A 14615-nucleotide genomic window follows, 5' to 3' on the forward strand; every position below is an offset into this window, starting at 1 on the left:
CGTGTCGCCCTCCGCTGATTTGATGATGCCTGGGTCCGTTATCGGCATTCTTTTGCCGAGACCGAGAATTTTACCTCAGCCCGGCTTACATCGCATCCGTGTCCCGGCGATTCCCATGCGCGGTCCGAAGTGGCTTTGTACCGTCACCGGCATCGGCATCAGGATCGGGCCATGAATGAGCAACTTCTTTTCGCCGCCATCGAATTGCTGGAATCCGTCCGCAAAGAAGGCTGCGACGGCCTCGTGGTTGCGAGCGCCGATTACTACGCCACGTTGCAAAAAGTCGTCCATGCGATGACTGGCTTGGAATACGGCAGGTTCATCGAAGAGTGAGGTTGGCGATGCAACTCGACGAATTGACCATCGAAAAAGCTGCCAAAGAAATGGCAGGCAACTGGCGAGACTTCCATTGCTTCGTTTGGTTCCGTGACAAGGAACTCGAAGACCCTGACGCCTGGGCCATCGTTTACACCAGCAATCGGGACAGCGGCCTACTCGACCACTCGAATGCCCAGGTCATTGCCCAGGCACTTGAGCCATTCACCGAGGCCGACGATCCCGACGTGGTGGTCGAGAGCCATTCGCATTGGGCAGTCGGTCACGTCGATGGCTTTTCAATTCGAGTTTTTCGCAATGGCCAAATCACCGAGGCGTTCAAGGTCTACCACGAACTGGCCCAGCAGATGGCCGACTACCCGATTCTCGATGAGTCCGATTATTCGGAGCGCGAACTCGATGCGACGTTTGAAAATCTGCCGCTCGCAGCATGGCGATTGAAGAACGACTACGAGTTGCCCGAGGGCTGGGAGCCGGAAGTTTATTCCTGGCTCTCCGACCATCGCTGCTCCGCTCTGGAGAACACCGACGATCAAGGCGGCTACCCGGACGAGGAAGACCTTGAAGCCGCCTTCGACGCACTTGGCTATCAGCAAACGAATTGAGGGAACGCGATCATGGGTTGGCTTTTCACCCACGGCAGCACGTTGAAATCGCAGATACGGCATCTTTCCGAGGGCTGGGAGCGCCAACTCCCGGACGGCACAAACGTCGAGACGACCTGCCTTGCGCATTGCTACCGAGGCGGTTCGTTCAGCGGCAATTTGTGGTCGGTTTGGGAACGAACATTTGTGCGTGACGGCCAAGAAACTCAGCCTGCCGAACGATGGATCACGCTCTGCTTGCTCAATTATCAGACCGGCTACGGTTGGGGCTACAAGGACATGGAAGAGGCGAGTGGCCCTTACTTCTACTCGTGTCCGCTGAAGTATTTGGGTAAGCGCGCACCAGGGCCATTCTTGAAGCGGAGGCTAAGCTGTCGGGGTAACGAGGCGTTCTCGAATCCCAACAGGAGCGCGGAGGATGGCACGGCAAGCAGATGAGTCGAAGCGAAAGTTATGGCAGCGGCGGTCACGGGAGTTTGATTGCGGCAGCGAAACGGTCGCTGATTTCTGCGACCGCGTGGGGGTGTCGGTCGCGACCTTTTATGTATGGCGGCGCAAGTTGAAGGCGGCTCTGCAGCCCACACGCACGCCGACGCCTGCTGCTGGTTCGGCGCCTGTGCGGCCCGCAACGCCAGCGCGTCGACGTCGGGTCACAAGGGAGGCCACGGCCGCCGGCATGACCTTTCTGCCGGTCGCAGTCAGCGGCGGAGCCGGGGTCGAGGTCTGGCTGGCGGATGGCACGCGCGTGAGCGTGCCCTGCCACGAGCGGGGCGCCCTGCGGACAGTGATCGCCGCCCTGCTGCGTGCGTCGCGTGGCCATCGCCAGACGGAGCAGCGCGGATGTTGAGTCTGCCGCCGGGCGTCCAGGTGTTCATGGCGGTCGAGCCGGTGGACATGAGAAAGAGTTTTGATGGTTTGAGCGCAGCGGTGCAGGCGGTCTTCGCGCGCGATGTGCTCGACGGCCACTTGTTCTTGTTTCTCAATCGGCGCCGCGACCGGTTGAAGGTTCTGTGGTGGGATCGAGATGGTCTCGCGATTTTTTGCAAACGGCTGGAGGGTGGGACCTACGAAATTCCACCGTCGGCGGCCGATACCAAGCAACTGCGGCTGGACGCTACGCAACTGGCGCTGTTATTGGGCGGCGTGCAGTTGGACTCGGTGCGGCATCGCCGCCGTTACCAGCCGCCGCGCTCGGCAGCCGGTTGAACAAATCCAAAGATTTGTTCGGGCCGCTTGTAACCAACGGTCGGCCAGCGACAATCCTTGGCATGCAGGACGCGCATGCCTTTCCGGATGATCTGGCCGCTTGCCAGGCGTTGCTCATTGAGCAGGCTCGGGCCTTGATCGATCTGCGAGCCACGCGCGAGCAGCTTTCGCACGAGAACGAAGAGCTGACGCTGGCGATTCAAAAGCTGCTGTCGCGTTTGTATGGCCGGCGGAGCGAGCGGCACGCGGACGACCCGGCGCAGCAGCGGCTCGATTTTGAGCATGCTGCCGGGGGCGACGATCCGGATGTGCAAGACGGCCTGGCCGACGCCGCGGCCGAAGCCCAGCGGCTGGTCGATCAGCATGTGCTCGGCCGCCGCGCCAAGCCGCGAAAGCTTCGCAATGAACAACTGCCGGCCCATCTGCCGCGTTACGAAGTCACGGCCGAAGTGCCGCCGCATCAGCAGCACTGCCAAGAGCACGGCGCGCGGCAAGTCATTGGCTACGACGTGACCGAGACGCTGGAGTTCGAGCGGCCGAAGCTGCGCGTGCGCGTGACGAAGTATCCCAAGCTGGCCTGCCCGGGCCAGCCGCAGTGCGGTGTGGCCCAGCCGCCGCGGCCGGCCAGCCTGGTGGAAGGCAACCGCTACGACACGGGCATCGCCGCCGAGATCGTCACCGCCAAGTATGCCTATCACCTGCCGACCTACCGGCAGCAGGACTGGTTCGCCGGCAGTGGCTGGATGCCCGGCCGTTCGACGCTGTTGAACATCATGGCTAGCTCGGCCTACGTGCTGGAGCCGCTGTATCTGCACTATGCCGACTGGGTGCGCACTTCGCCGGTGATCCCGACCGACGAAACGAGCGTGATGCTGCTCCTGCCGCCGGAGATTCCCGCCGCGCGCGACGACCCGAAATCGCAGCAGATCCACGAAGTGCTCAGCGCCGCGCGGGCAGCGAATAAATCGCACGTGTCGGCCCGGATGTGGGTTTACCGCAGCTTGGGCGCCGCGGGGGCCAACGTGTTCGACTTCCAGGTCTCGCGGCGCCGGGATGGCCCGCAAGAGTTCTTGCGAAACTACACGGGCACGCTGCTGGGCGACTGTTACGCGGGCTTCGAGTCGATCGTGCTGGCCAGCGACAGCCGTATCGTGCGCGCGGCCTGCCATGCTCACGCGCGGCGCAAGCTCTTCGAGGCGCGCCAGTACCATCCGCTGGAGGTGCCGCAGTTGCTGGCCTGGTACCGGCAGTTATACGACGTCGAGGACCAGGCCCGCGGTCAGGCTCCAGAAGCCGTGCTGACGTTGCGTCAGCAGTTGAGCGTGCCGATCATGGGCCGCCTGCGCGTGTGGCTCGACAGTGACGCGGCGCGGCAGGTGTTGCCCAAGAGCCCACTGGGCGAGGCAGTGCGTTATCTGAACAACCAGTGGGAAGCCTTGAGCGTGTTCCTCGACGACGGCCGCGTGCCGATCGACAACAACGAAACCGAACAGTTGATGAAGCAGGTGGCAACTGGACGAAAAAACTGGCTCTTTATCGGCAGTGTCGAAGCGGGCTACCGCGCGGCGATCTTGATGACGATCGTGAGCACGGCCCACCGCTACCACTTGGACATCTGGCTGTACTTGAAAGACGTTCTCGACCAGCTGCTGCGTGGCGAGCGTGACCTGGCGAGCTTGCGTGCCGATCGTTGGGCCGTGGAGCATCCCGCGGCGATTCGGCCATATCGTGTCGACGAAGTCCGCTACCGAGCCGAGAGCAAAACCGTGCGTCGCGCTCATCGCCGTCTCGGTCAACGCCACCGCTCCGGCCAGTCCTGATCCACCCCGCCTCCCGCCGCCGCTCCCTTGCGTCACCCTGGTGCCCCTGGGCGCTCACGTATTTGGACATGGTGCCCGTCGTGGCCAGCGAGTCCTGGCGCGAAGGAGTTCGGACCTACCATGCCCGAGCCAAAGAGCGCCGACAGAAACGCAAGGCAAGTTCATCGAAGTAGCCTTGTACCAAGCAGGGCATCAGCACGACATGTCGTTGTGCAGGCACAATCAGAGAGGAAGTCATGTCCGATCCGACCGAGGAAATCCGTCGTGAACTCGTCGCACAAATCAATGCCGAGCCTGGGAGCCGTGGGGCACTTGAAGCCGAGTATGGGCAAGTGTGGGACACGAGCCAGTTGACCGAGGACTTCGAGGTTCTTGGCTTTTTGGCTCCGATGATCGTGGCTCGGCGTCGTGCCGATGGCGTCAAGGGCAGTCTGATGTTTCAGCACAATCCGAGGTTCTACTTCGGATTCGTTCCGGCGTAGCTGCCGAACCACCCTTGTACCGGAGTGGGTGTCACCCAAGCATCCACGAGGAACAAGTCATGCTTCAGCACAAAGTCGCAATCATCATCCCCAGCACGGTCAACGGAAATGAACCGGCCCCTCGGCAACTGGTTAACCGATGGATTCAAGCTGCGAAGCTGAAATTCGGCCGATTATTCGGCGGCTTCACTTGCTTCGATGCCGAAGGCGGCTGGGTTTCCGAGCAGCACGGCTTGATCGAGGAGGCGGTCACGGTCGTTTCGTCCTTCACCGATGGGGACGGGCTGCGATTCATCGACGACGTGAAGGAATTCGCCGCTCGCATGGCCGAGGCAATGGGCCAGGAAGCCGTCAGCATCGAACTCGACCATACTTTGCAGTTCATCACGCCGGTTATGGTGGCGGGTTGATGCACTCAGGCCCGGCTCGCTGTGGCGAGCCGGGCTTATCCTTGTATGCCGAGCATGTTTGACAGTTGGAAGGTGCAAGTCCTTTAACCAGCCTGATGGAGGTGAAGGTTTAGCGAAGTGCAAGGGCGTCGTCGCGAGGCGTCGTCTGAAGGAAGCATGGAGCAAAGCCGCGGCCCGACGTACAGGAATCGGATCTGAGGCAATCCTGGTCGGACGAGCGAGCAAGAGATCGCAAAGTCCAAATCCATCAAAGGCCAGGGTTGTAAATCCGGCGGGCGTGCGGTGAAGACGGTCAAACTTACCTCGGGAGGTCTGCGTCGTGTCGTGGAATCACGACTGGGCGAGCCGCAAGGCACGCCGATCGCGCCGCAGAAGTCAGCAGAGGGCGTAGTAACCGGCGTCGGACCGGCGGAGCGGGACACTCGTCCGAAAGGAGAGAAACAGCCAGTGCCTGCCGGGGCCGTGACAACCGGGAAGGCCCGAACGGTCCTCGTCCGAGAGCGACGAGTAAATGGCAGGGTCAGTAGGACACGCGACTCATGGGTGCCAAGCGGCAGAACAACCAGCTCTGGCTGGCCTTTGCGACGGAGAGTAGGAGTGAAGCTCCGATGGCCGCCGCTGAAGGGTCCGAATCGCCCGTGGCGAAGGGTGCAACCGAACACCCGGCAGACACCCGGCAACTGATGGAGGAGGTATGCGAGCGATCTAACCTCTGGAAGGCGTTACGACGAGTCGTGGCCAACGGCGGTAGCCCAGGCGTGGACGGAATGCCCGTCACGCGTCTGAAAAGTTACCTGCGGAAGTATTGGCCGGCCATCCGTGAGCAACTGCTCTCGGGCACTTACCAGCCGCAGCCGGTGAAGCGGGTCGAGATTCCGAAAGCGGACGGCGGGGTGCGCAAGCTTGGCATTCCGACGGCGCTCGACCGCTTTATCCAGCAGGCGGTGCTTCAAGTCCTGCAAGCACGTTGGGACGGAACATTCGCGGAGCAGAGCTTCGGCTTTCGCCCCGGACGCTCGGCACATCAAGCGGTTTTGGCAGCCCAAGGCTACATGGCCGACGGCTGTCGCTGGGTGGTGGACATCGACCTGGAGAAATTCTTCGATCGGGTCAACCACGATGCCTTGATGGGCCGAGTGGCCAAACGGGCAGAAGACAAGCGGCTGCTCAAAGTCATCCGGGCGTTCCTCAAGGCCGGAGTGATGGAGAATGGCTTGGTCGGACCGACCGACGAAGGCACGCCGCAAGGCGGTCCTCTGTCTCCCTTGCTGAGCAATCTGATGCTCGACGATTTGGACCAAGAGCTGACGCGGCGTGGGCTGCGGTTCGCTCGCTACGCGGACGACTGTAATATCTACGTCCGCAGCCGGCGGGCTGGCCAGCGAGTGATGGAAAGCATTACGCGGTTCATCGCTACGAAGCTGAAGCTCAAGGTCAATCAAGCGAAGAGCGCGGTGGCTCGGCCGTGGGAGCGAAAGTTCCTGGGCTTCAGCTTCACCAATGGTCGAGAGCCAAAACGGCGAATTGCGCCGCAGGCTCTGGCCCGTTTTCAGGAGCGAGTACGGGAACTGACGCGGCGAACGCGGGGCGTCTCCTTGACACAGATGGTCGGACAACTGGCCCGCTATATGAATGGCTGGCGTGGTTACTTCGGCTTCTGCCAAAGCCCTTCGGTGCTTCGCGACCTCGACTCATGGATCCGGCGACGCTTGCGTAGCGTCGCCTGGAAGCAGTGGAAACGCGGAACACGCCGCTACGCGGAACTTCGCCGACGGCACGTGGGACGCGACTTGGCGGCTCAAACCGCCGGCAGCCCTCACGGACCCTGGCGATTGAGCCGCAGCCCGGCCCTTAGTTTCGCACTGCCGAACGCCTCCTGGGCATCGCTTGGCCTCCCCACCCTCATGCCGACGTGACCGCTTAACCAGCCGAACCGCCGTGTACGGACCCGTACGCACGGTGGTGTGGGAGGGGCGGAGCCGCAAGGCTCCCCCCTATCCCGATATTCGGTGAAGTTTATTTGTACCGAAGCAGGCATGATTACCCCTCCAAAACCTCTGTTCTCGCTCGGTCGAAACCTTGCCACGCCCGGTGCCATCGAGGCACTGGCAGCGAGTGGCCAAACTCCCGCCGAGTTCTTACGGCGCCACATCGCCGGAGATTGGGGTGACGTTTGCCCGGAAGATGCCAAACGGAATGACGAGGCCCTCGTCGATGGCAGCCGGATTCTGTCGGTCTATCGTACAAAGAAGGGCGTGAAGGTCTGGATTATCACCGAGGCCGCTGACGACAACGGCAATCGGTCGGCGACGACGCTGTTGCTGCCTTCCGATTATTGAGCCTCGTCGTCGCTCGTGAAGTGCCTTTGTACCGGGCCATGCATGGACCTTTTCGTAATTGGAATCGGCTCTGGCTGCGTTATCGCCAACGGCCGACTCGATGTCTGGAACGGAACCGGGTTCGGCAATCTGCATCGTGCCCGGGTGTTCGCCCGCCGTTCCGCCGCTCAGGCGGAACTTGAACGAATCGAAACATCCCGAGAACAACCGACCATGAAGACCTACGTCAACCGAATCGGCCCGGAAGACTTCGACCGCTACGTGATCGTCAATGAGGATCACGAAGTTTTTGATGGTGAAGGCTTCGGTGATCTACGTTCTGGCCTGGTCTACGCCAACCGCGATCTTGCTGAGCAAGATGCGGCTCGAATCGAAGCGGAACGTTCCAATTTTTTTCAGGGTGAATGAAGTGGGGCAGCGTTCGCCCAAGCGAATCGCAGTTTTATTTTTCAAAACTCAAAAACTATTTTGAAAAAACCTGAGAAACGGGTCCCCGTGGGGGACCGGGACTCCAACTACGCCGGGTTTTTTCTTCTTGGCCCATGCACAATCTGGTCCCATCGGAGCCGACTTGCCCATGTTCGAGCATTGGAAGCAGATGTTGGTGGTCTTCAGCGTCCTGGTCGCTCTTGTCGTTTGGGGTGGGTGGCTGCCGGGCGCGGCGCTCGTCGCCACGATCCTGTTGGCCGCGGGGGCGTTCGCAATCAGTGCGAATCAACTGCATCCGGCGGGGTATGCCGTTCTGACCCTGGTGGTCTTGGTCATTTTCCCTGGGATGATCGGGCTGCTCGCGGTGGTCGGCGTGCTGGGCCTAGTCGGCCTTGCCATCAACAGATTATTCTGACCTTTATTTCATGGACGAACTCGAAACCTACGTTGCCGACCGGCTGCGCGATTTGATGGCCGATTTAAAATCCGGCGACATCGATCTCGCCTGGGAATCCGCCGCCGATCTTATGCCGATGGGACCGGCTGCCGGACCGGCAGTGCCCGCCCTGATCGAAGTCCTGCTCGACCGCCGCCGCACCAAATTCAATTTCTATGCGAGGGGGATGGCAGCCGACGCGCTCGGCGCGATTGGCCCCGCAGCCGTGGCCACGATCCCGGCGTTGATTGATTGCACGCAGCCCGAACCGGAAATGGTCGAGGAAGGCCGCTGGTTGCGGCTGCGAGCCGCCGCGGCCATTTTCAGGATCAGCGGCGAAGTCCAGGTCGCGCGGCAGGTGGCCGGCGAGTTGGTGGATGATCCCGAGTGGTGGCTGCGGGATCATGCGGCCAAGCTGTTGGAAAAAATTCAGGCTTCAGAATCGATTGAAAAATAAGAATTGGGGCGGGTTCTCAACGCCTCGGCCTCGGATAGCCAGTGCCGGTTGCGAGGCTTTCCCATTTCAGAAAAATGCTTCCTTCCAAAGATTAAATGTAATCGCGGCGAACAGGCGTGGGCGCCGACCATCATCAGCAAACGTAGTGCAACGAGCGACGAAAAAAGTTGCCCTTGACGATCTCCACGAAGTCGCTCGAATGGACGTTACTTCACAGAAGCTCGGTCAATGGTAGAGAAGTAGGGTGGCCCATGCAGCGTATGCCCGATGAATTCGGGCTAGAGCGGCTGAAGGACGAACACGCTGCGAACGTCCGTTGAAATGCTCGGACCACCACGAACCCGCCATGCCCAGGTTCCCGTAAGCGACGGTCACCACGGCTCGCCGCGCTAGTCCTTTGGACAAGCCGACGATGCCTTGTTCAAGATGATGATCGCCGCCAGGAGCTTCTAACAAGTCCAGCTTGCTGAGGGGGCAGACGGGTCCGCACCCCTTCGCAGGCTCCAACACTCGCGTTGCGAGTTGGAGCTTGCGATATGCGCCCGAATTCAACCGGCCCCGATTCTGGCAGTACCCAATCTGCCCATGTTTCCGTGCCACCGGCATTGCCGGCATGGATCACGCCGGAACTGATCGAAGATACGATCCAGGTTTGGCAGCCGTATTACAAAGAGGATTTGACCGTTGCCGATGCCGTCGCCATCATGGTGAATATCACGGAATTGTTGGCCGTGCTCGACGAGGAGAAGATGCCATGAAACTATTCATTGGACTTGCACGGGTTAGCAGCCGTGAGCAAGAGCGTGAAGGTTTCTCCCTGGAAATCCAGGAAGATGCTCTTCTCAATTACGCCGACAAGGCGGGGGGAACAATCGAGAAGTTGTTCCGCATCGCTGAAACAGCCTCCAAGAGCGACGAGCGAACGACGTTTCGTGCGATGATTGACTACGCGCGAAAGAATGCTCACCGGCTCGACGGCATACTGTTCTATAAAATCGACCGAGCCTCGCGAAACCTGTTCGATTACGTCGAATTAGAGCGGCTAGAATCCGACCAGGGATTGCCGTTCATCTCGATCTCCCAGCCCACAGAGAATACGCCTACTGGCCGGATGATGCGCCGCACCTTGGCTAACATGGCGTCGTTTTATACGGAACAACAGTCGGTCGATGTCCGAGAGGGCATTGCCCGCCGCGTTGAAGAAGGCTGGTTTCCCAGCCGTCCCCCCTTCGGATACCGAAACGTCCGCCACGATGGGCGCGGCATGGTCGAGGTTCACCCCGAGAACGGCCCCAAGGTTCGTCGGGTGTTTTTTCTCTACGCCTACCACCACCTGACCATCGACGATTTGGCCGAACGGCTTTTTTCGGAAGGGGTCTTCTACTCTGCATCGTCGCCGAAGTTTCCGCGCAGCTCGCTGCACGCCATGCTGCGGGACCGCTCATATCTCGGAGAAATTGATTTTCGTGGTCAATGGTTTCCGGGTAAGCATGAGCCGCTGGTTGACCTGACAACGTGGGACCGGGTTCAAGTCTTGCTCGGCGGCCACGTCTACAATTCCCACGAAATGACCTACGCCAGCGAATTGATTACCTGCGGCCATTGCGGCGGCGCAATCACTGGCGAAAAAAAGACCAAGCAGACCAAGGCCGGGGAACGGGAATACTTTTATTACCGTTGTTCAAAGTATTCAACTGAGGGACACCCGCGCACTCGATTAACCGAGAAGGAAGTCGACCAGCAAGTCCTTGCGCTATTCGACCGGCTGCGGATCGATGACGAAAAAGTCCGGGACTGGGTGGTGCGAATGCTTCGTTCTCGGACGAAGGATCAGCAGGACCAAGCACGATCATGGCGCTCCGAGCTTCACCGACAATTGACCCTGGCGATCAACCAGCAGGACCGGCTGCTAAACCTGCGGCTTCACGAAGAAGTTGATGCGGATACTTTTGCCACCAAGCAGACCGAACTCCGTGATCGCGTCGCGCGACTGAAGCTTCAGATCGACGCTTCTGACCGTACCCACGACGAAAATGCCGACATCGCCATTAAGGCGTTTGAACTTTCACAAAACCTGCGGGCCAAATGGCTTACCGCCGATTTTGTCGCGAAGCGCCGAATCCTTGAAATCCTTTGTTTGAACTGGACACTCAACGGCGTAAGTCTTGTCCCTGAAATGAGAAAGCCCTTCGACCTGTTGGTCGAAGGGCTCGTTTCAGAAGAAAGTCGGGGCGACAGGATTTGAACTTGCGACCTCTACGTCCCGAAGGACGGGAGCAAAACGCAAACCCCGGTATTCCCGGTGTTTCGTATCCCTGGATTTTACAAATTTTCCAGCGCTTGAGAAGGATTCTGGCGCTCATTCTGGCGCTGGGTCTGTTTCGTCCGCAATCGTCGGATTGCCTTTGTCCCAGCGGATCATGCGTGCGTAGAGTCCCTGGCTGCGGCGAGCATCGAATTCCTGCTGCGCCGTCGGCTTGCCGTGCTTGTCGCGACGGCGGTTCTTGAAAAGTGTGGTCGTCGCGTCTTTCCAGTCACTGCCATTCCGATTGGTTTGAAGTACGTAGTGTGCCATCGGGATTTCCTCGGTAAGTGCGTAAAAAAAGCCGCTCTTTCATCAGCGGCCGACAGCCGAAATTATACCACGCCAGTTGTACCGAACAATCCGCTGCGAAGGCCAGCCTGGCTCGCGTGCCGCGCCGGCCAGCGGTCCTTGAGTTCGCGCGCTAGCCACCCCGCCTGCACGCCAGAGGCTTCTGCACGGTTGATTGAGGTTGCTCGCAGGGCGATCCATCCTAGCAAGCCGGTCCCTTTGCCGTGCAAGGGGTGCTCGCGGGGCGACCGCGCAAGAGGTTTGCGTCGCTGACCGCTCGCAAACCTGCGGGTTCGCCGCGCGGCTCGGCACCCAAGCGCGGCGCGCCAGTGACCCGCATCGAGTACGTCACCAGTAAGGCGAAGGTCGTCCTTACGTTCCGCAAGCAATCAGTCGCCGCTGAGGACATCCTGGCCGCATTGGACGAAGCTCGCTTGAAGGCCGATCCCGAGAAACGGACCTTGAACATCGAACGGCTGCGATAAGCGGGCGTTTTGTCGATCCACCACCCCAACCCGGTCTAAAATCTCCGGCGAAGCATCCGGTACGCAACCATCAGTGATTACGAGACTTATGACCATCGAACGTCCTCAATTACCGAACCCGGCTCGTTTTGCTGATGGCCGAGCGGACGATTGTGTTATAATTCTGTTATCCAAGGGACGATAGATGCCTTGCGGGGAAGCGGGCCAATTCGCCCGTCGAATCGCCGCAGCAAAACGGCGAAAGGCTTGGCTGCAAACGAGGAGATGCTGCGATGGCAGAATCCATTTTGGACGACAATCCGCAAACCGTGGAACTGTTGCGGTCCATGACGCGGTTGATGGTGTGGATGCGCTCCATGCAACCGTCGAAACGGCGACGGTTTTGGATTGCGCTGGCGGAGTGCAACGATGAGCAACAAGCCGTCGTTTCGCGTATGCTGAGTGTCGTGGAAAACTCGCAATCGATTCCTGCCGATCGTCAACAAGCGCTGCTGGCCATTGCGGATACTCTCGGTTTGCAGTCGCACGATAGCCAGAGCGAACTGGAATTAGCTGCGCCACATGACGCCGCGGTGGACACTCAACAAGCGGCATTTGCTCTGCGGCTCCGAGAACTGATGGAGTCGAAGCGCGTATCGCAACAAGAATTGGCCGATCGAGTCGGTTGTTCGCAGCCGGCGATTTCGCAAATGCTCAACCGCAGTTGTCGCCCGCAGAAGAAAACGATTTTGAAGCTTGCGGAGGCCCTCAGCGTGAATCCTCGCGAACTGTGGCCGGACTTGGAAGTTGCGGAAATGCTCGACTCGGTCGCCAGCTTCCAAGAGGACGATCACGTGATGACGGACGCCGAGGCCGCCGCCTTGCGGGACACCTCCAAGCGTAATTCGCCGACGATCTCCGTGCGTTCGTCGCCGAAACGGCGCCGGTGAGAGGTCATGGATGACGGACCATCCGCATCAGCTCTATGCCGTCGATTTCACCGAAGCCGACCAAGTTCGCTTGGCCGGCTTTTCGTGTGGTGATGCGATCTGGTCCAGGCATGTCGCCGAATGGATTCGCGGTTCGGACGTGCTCGATTCCATGAAGAAGGGAACACGGGTCTGGCTGTTTGAAACCGCCGAGGGCGAGATCGTCGGATTCGGTTCGATCGGCACCACGAGGTGGCGCTGGCCGCCGCCCGACGGATCGTACACGACGATTGTCTTGATCCCGATGCTGGGGCTGGATGTACGATTCCAGGGGCAGCCCCCCGATCCCGACTGGAAATACGCGCGGCAGATCATGTCGCATCTGATTGCCGAAGCGCAACAATTGGTGCAGGCATGGCCGGGTGCCCCTGAGGCGAAACCACAATGGTTTGTGCTCTTGGTGCATCGTGACAATGCCCGGGCGATTCGGTTTTATGAAAAATGCGGCTTTGAACTAATTCCCGGCGTAGTGCGCCGCAACGACCACGTGGTCATGAAGCTCTGGCTGGGTGAACCGACTACATGAATCACCTCACGCGAACGTGAGATCGTAGCGGTTAAGACCGTGCAGATGATGGAACACATCGGTAACACTTTGGCAGATGAGACGATTGTTGCGGTGAGCAAGATGAAGGATCCGCCGGTGTGGCTGGGAGAGTTGGAGAGGAGCCGCACCAGGCATCCGAAAGACAATGCTGGGCTGGAACGCTTCAATCGAACGCTTCAGGAGGAGTTTCTCCGCGAAGGCAACGCAGTGGCTAATCCGATCGAATTTAACCGCCGCCTGACCCAATGGCTGATTGAATACAACTTCTTCCGTCCGCATGCTGCGCTGGGCTACAAGTGTCCGATTCAGGTGATGGCACCGGCTCAAGAAGCGTTACCGATGTATCCGTCACCTACAACCGGCGCGGCTAATTAGCCGTCGCCAATGGCTTGGACAAGCCAATCGAGGCTAGTGTTTCCCGGAGAAACTCAGCCCGTCCAGAAAACTTGTCAACAGATTCTTCACGCGTGGGTGAGAATCGGTTGGTAGTCTGCCGCGTGTGCCCACTGCTCGACCCTATCTCGGTCTGTCGCCAGGCGCCTCTTCCTGCGCCCTGGGACGCGGTCTGACGCAGCTTTCGCTCGTCGAGCACGCGCTTTGCCCTCTCGACCCCCAAACGTCGCTACGCCCAAATCTGGAGCATTCCGCTGAGTATTTCTTTTCGGACCGGCAAGGAAACCGCCGTAAGGCGATCGTGCGCGTCCTTTGCCCACATGGCATGTCGGCGAATGACGAATTCTATCTCTAGGGCTTGCTGGCCCTGACGTTTTCTCAGCCCGAGCCAACCGTTGAATTCTCCGCCACGCCTTATTATTGCCTGCGACAGTTGGGGTTGATTGACAATGCCTTCCACCGCGGCGGCAAGAACTACGAGTTGTTCCGCGCCGCCCTGGAGCGATTGTCGGCCGTCACGTATCAGAATAGCGGGTTCTACGACCCGCTCCGGGGTGAACACTGCCAGGTGGCCTTCGGGCTATTCAGCTACCGGCTGCCCTTGGACCAGGACTCGTCACGCGCCTGGCGGTTCTACTGGGATCCCCTCTTCTTCGAGATTTGCCAGGCGGCCGGCAGCGCACTGGCCTTCGATCTCGACACATACCGCCGGTTGGACAACGCCAGTCGCCGGCTCTATCTGCTGCTCAAGAAAGTGTTTCATCGCCACCCAGCAGCGTTGACGTTCGATTTGCGCCACCTGGCCGTCCACGTGCTGGGGTTTTCTCCGACGCAGGCCATGTGGCGGTTGAAGGCCAAGGTTATGTCGTGCATCGAGCGACGTAACCGTTCACGGGTCGGGACAAAATACTGCTCTTCGCTAGCAAGGGTATGCTTCGGTTAGTCTAAGGGCATGACGTCCCAAGAGCCGCCGATTACGCCTGAACAACTGGCCGCCTTGCCGCCGGATTTTCAAGCTTTGTTGCGCGCCGTCATCGACTATTACGAACGCCGGATTGCCGAACTCGAAGCCCGTTTGAACAAGACGCCCCGCAATTCCTCGCTGCCAC

22 protein-coding genes are annotated in these 14615 nt (G+C 59.7%); 21 read left to right on the plus strand and 1 reads right to left on the minus strand.

Going from position 1 to position 14615, the window contains the following annotated elements; all coding sequences use genetic code 11:
• Positions 1-171 precede the first annotated feature (171 nt).
• The 15 genes from VGG64_04530 to VGG64_04600 all read left to right on the plus strand — a co-directional run bounded on the left by VGG64_04530 (position 172) and on the right by VGG64_04600 (position 10765).
• Complete coding sequence (locus VGG64_04530) at positions 172-333, plus strand: hypothetical protein (GenBank protein ID HEY1598843.1); 162 nt, start codon at positions 172-174, stop codon at positions 331-333.
• 8 nt (positions 334-341) lie between these two features.
• On the plus strand, positions 342-941 hold the full coding sequence (locus VGG64_04535; GenBank protein ID HEY1598844.1) for a hypothetical protein: 600 nt from the start codon (positions 342-344) through the stop codon (positions 939-941).
• Between the two features lie 12 nt (positions 942-953).
• Positions 954-1379 carry a hypothetical protein gene (locus tag VGG64_04540; protein ID HEY1598845.1) on the plus strand — a complete coding sequence of 142 codons (426 nt, stop codon included), beginning with the start codon at positions 954-956 and terminating at the stop codon, positions 1377-1379.
• Complete coding sequence (locus VGG64_04545) at positions 1360-1788, plus strand: hypothetical protein (GenBank protein HEY1598846.1); 429 nt, start codon at positions 1360-1362, stop codon at positions 1786-1788. Before VGG64_04540 ends, VGG64_04545 begins: the two co-directional genes overlap by 20 nt.
• Positions 1782-2147, plus strand: a complete 366-nt coding sequence (gene tnpB, locus VGG64_04550) for an IS66 family insertion sequence element accessory protein TnpB (protein ID HEY1598847.1) — start codon at positions 1782-1784, stop codon at positions 2145-2147. The genes VGG64_04545 and tnpB overlap by 7 nt, the downstream gene beginning before the upstream one ends.
• A 62-nt stretch (positions 2148-2209) precedes the next feature.
• Positions 2210-3967 carry an IS66 family transposase gene (locus VGG64_04555; GenBank protein ID HEY1598848.1) on the plus strand — a complete coding sequence of 586 codons (1758 nt, stop codon included), beginning with the start codon at positions 2210-2212 and terminating at the stop codon, positions 3965-3967.
• A gap of 236 nt (positions 3968-4203) precedes the next feature.
• Positions 4204-4449, plus strand: coding sequence for a hypothetical protein (locus tag VGG64_04560; protein HEY1598849.1), 246 nt, complete (start codon positions 4204-4206; stop codon positions 4447-4449).
• Positions 4450-4508: 59 nt separating this feature from the next.
• A complete protein-coding gene (locus VGG64_04565; protein HEY1598850.1) occupies positions 4509-4859 on the plus strand; it encodes a hypothetical protein in 351 nt (116 codons plus the stop codon).
• Positions 4860-5467: 608 nt separating this feature from the next.
• The gene (ltrA, locus tag VGG64_04570; GenBank protein ID HEY1598851.1) at positions 5468-6775 is read left to right on the plus strand and encodes a group II intron reverse transcriptase/maturase; all 1308 of its coding nucleotides are present in this window, start codon (positions 5468-5470) and stop codon (positions 6773-6775) included.
• A gap of 120 nt (positions 6776-6895) precedes the next feature.
• Positions 6896-7198 carry a hypothetical protein gene (locus tag VGG64_04575; protein ID HEY1598852.1) on the plus strand — a complete coding sequence of 101 codons (303 nt, stop codon included), beginning with the start codon at positions 6896-6898 and terminating at the stop codon, positions 7196-7198.
• Between the two features lie 42 nt (positions 7199-7240).
• On the plus strand, positions 7241-7606 hold the full coding sequence (locus tag VGG64_04580) for a hypothetical protein (protein ID HEY1598853.1): 366 nt from the start codon (positions 7241-7243) through the stop codon (positions 7604-7606).
• 169 nt (positions 7607-7775) lie between these two features.
• Positions 7776-8042, plus strand: coding sequence for a hypothetical protein (locus VGG64_04585; GenBank protein HEY1598854.1), 267 nt, complete (start codon positions 7776-7778; stop codon positions 8040-8042).
• Positions 8043-8052: 10 nt separating this feature from the next.
• Complete coding sequence (locus VGG64_04590; protein ID HEY1598855.1) at positions 8053-8520, plus strand: hypothetical protein; 468 nt, start codon at positions 8053-8055, stop codon at positions 8518-8520.
• A gap of 536 nt (positions 8521-9056) precedes the next feature.
• Complete coding sequence (locus VGG64_04595) at positions 9057-9278, plus strand: hypothetical protein (GenBank protein ID HEY1598856.1); 222 nt, start codon at positions 9057-9059, stop codon at positions 9276-9278.
• The gene (locus VGG64_04600) at positions 9275-10765 is read left to right on the plus strand and encodes a recombinase family protein (GenBank protein HEY1598857.1); all 1491 of its coding nucleotides are present in this window, start codon (positions 9275-9277) and stop codon (positions 10763-10765) included. The genes VGG64_04595 and VGG64_04600 overlap by 4 nt, the downstream gene beginning before the upstream one ends.
• A gap of 114 nt (positions 10766-10879) precedes the next feature.
• Here the strand turns inward: VGG64_04600 and VGG64_04605 are convergent, their stop codons facing one another.
• Positions 10880-11095: a hypothetical protein gene (locus VGG64_04605; protein HEY1598858.1), complete on the minus strand. Its 216-nt coding sequence runs from the start codon at positions 11093-11095 to the stop codon at positions 10880-10882.
• 242 nt (positions 11096-11337) lie between these two features.
• On the opposite strand from VGG64_04605, the gene VGG64_04610 reads away from it, so the two are divergent.
• The 6 genes from VGG64_04610 to VGG64_04635 all read left to right on the plus strand — a co-directional run bounded on the left by VGG64_04610 (position 11338) and on the right by VGG64_04635 (position 14449).
• Positions 11338-11598: a hypothetical protein gene (locus tag VGG64_04610; protein ID HEY1598859.1), complete on the plus strand. Its 261-nt coding sequence runs from the start codon at positions 11338-11340 to the stop codon at positions 11596-11598.
• A 272-nt stretch (positions 11599-11870) separates the two neighbouring features.
• Positions 11871-12527, plus strand: a complete 657-nt coding sequence (locus VGG64_04615; GenBank protein ID HEY1598860.1) for a helix-turn-helix transcriptional regulator — start codon at positions 11871-11873, stop codon at positions 12525-12527.
• Between the two features lie 10 nt (positions 12528-12537).
• Positions 12538-13092 (plus strand): N-acetyltransferase, encoded by a 555-nt coding sequence (locus tag VGG64_04620; GenBank protein ID HEY1598861.1) that lies wholly within the window; start codon positions 12538-12540, stop codon positions 13090-13092.
• Between the two features lie 45 nt (positions 13093-13137).
• A complete protein-coding gene (locus VGG64_04625) occupies positions 13138-13488 on the plus strand; it encodes an integrase core domain-containing protein (GenBank protein ID HEY1598862.1) in 351 nt (116 codons plus the stop codon).
• Between the two features lie 124 nt (positions 13489-13612).
• Entirely contained in the window at positions 13613-13861 is a 249-nt protein-coding gene (locus tag VGG64_04630; protein ID HEY1598863.1) for a hypothetical protein, read from the plus strand.
• A 3-nt stretch (positions 13862-13864) separates the two neighbouring features.
• Positions 13865-14449, plus strand: coding sequence for a hypothetical protein (locus tag VGG64_04635; protein ID HEY1598864.1), 585 nt, complete (start codon positions 13865-13867; stop codon positions 14447-14449).
• Positions 14450-14615 lie beyond the last annotated feature (166 nt).

It is taken from the genome of Pirellulales bacterium (assembly GCA_036490175.1).
Taxonomy (GTDB): Bacteria; Planctomycetota; Planctomycetia; order Pirellulales; family JACPPG01; genus JACPPG01.

What these genes read in the sequence shown, in the direction of transcription:
- VGG64_04530 (HEY1598843.1), top strand. Translation starts at nt 172, where the DNA reads ATGAATGAGCAACTTCTTTTCGCCGCCATCGAATTGCTGGAATCCGTC.
- VGG64_04535 (HEY1598844.1), top strand. Translation starts at nt 342, where the DNA reads ATGCAACTCGACGAATTGACCATCGAAAAAGCTGCCAAAGAAATGGCA.
- VGG64_04540 (HEY1598845.1), top strand. Translation starts at nt 954, where the DNA reads ATGGGTTGGCTTTTCACCCACGGCAGCACGTTGAAATCGCAGATACGG.
- VGG64_04545 (HEY1598846.1), top strand. Translation starts at nt 1,360, where the DNA reads ATGGCACGGCAAGCAGATGAGTCGAAGCGAAAGTTATGGCAGCGGCGG.
- tnpB (HEY1598847.1), top strand. Translation starts at nt 1,782, where the DNA reads ATGTTGAGTCTGCCGCCGGGCGTCCAGGTGTTCATGGCGGTCGAGCCG.
- VGG64_04555 (HEY1598848.1), top strand. Translation starts at nt 2,210, where the DNA reads ATGCAGGACGCGCATGCCTTTCCGGATGATCTGGCCGCTTGCCAGGCG.
- VGG64_04560 (HEY1598849.1), top strand. Translation starts at nt 4,204, where the DNA reads ATGTCCGATCCGACCGAGGAAATCCGTCGTGAACTCGTCGCACAAATC.
- VGG64_04565 (HEY1598850.1), top strand. Translation starts at nt 4,509, where the DNA reads ATGCTTCAGCACAAAGTCGCAATCATCATCCCCAGCACGGTCAACGGA.
- ltrA (HEY1598851.1), top strand. Translation starts at nt 5,468, where the DNA reads ATGGCCGCCGCTGAAGGGTCCGAATCGCCCGTGGCGAAGGGTGCAACC.
- VGG64_04575 (HEY1598852.1), top strand. Translation starts at nt 6,896, where the DNA reads ATGATTACCCCTCCAAAACCTCTGTTCTCGCTCGGTCGAAACCTTGCC.
- VGG64_04580 (HEY1598853.1), top strand. Translation starts at nt 7,241, where the DNA reads ATGGACCTTTTCGTAATTGGAATCGGCTCTGGCTGCGTTATCGCCAAC.
- VGG64_04585 (HEY1598854.1), top strand. Translation starts at nt 7,776, where the DNA reads ATGTTCGAGCATTGGAAGCAGATGTTGGTGGTCTTCAGCGTCCTGGTC.
- VGG64_04590 (HEY1598855.1), top strand. Translation starts at nt 8,053, where the DNA reads ATGGACGAACTCGAAACCTACGTTGCCGACCGGCTGCGCGATTTGATG.
- VGG64_04595 (HEY1598856.1), top strand. Translation starts at nt 9,057, where the DNA reads ATGCGCCCGAATTCAACCGGCCCCGATTCTGGCAGTACCCAATCTGCC.
- VGG64_04600 (HEY1598857.1), top strand. Translation starts at nt 9,275, where the DNA reads ATGAAACTATTCATTGGACTTGCACGGGTTAGCAGCCGTGAGCAAGAG.
- VGG64_04605 (HEY1598858.1), bottom strand. Translation starts at nt 11,095, where the DNA reads ATGGCACACTACGTACTTCAAACCAATCGGAATGGCAGTGACTGGAAA.
- VGG64_04615 (HEY1598860.1), top strand. Translation starts at nt 11,871, where the DNA reads ATGGCAGAATCCATTTTGGACGACAATCCGCAAACCGTGGAACTGTTG.
- VGG64_04620 (HEY1598861.1), top strand. Translation starts at nt 12,538, where the DNA reads ATGACGGACCATCCGCATCAGCTCTATGCCGTCGATTTCACCGAAGCC.
- VGG64_04625 (HEY1598862.1), top strand. Translation starts at nt 13,138, where the DNA reads ATGATGGAACACATCGGTAACACTTTGGCAGATGAGACGATTGTTGCG.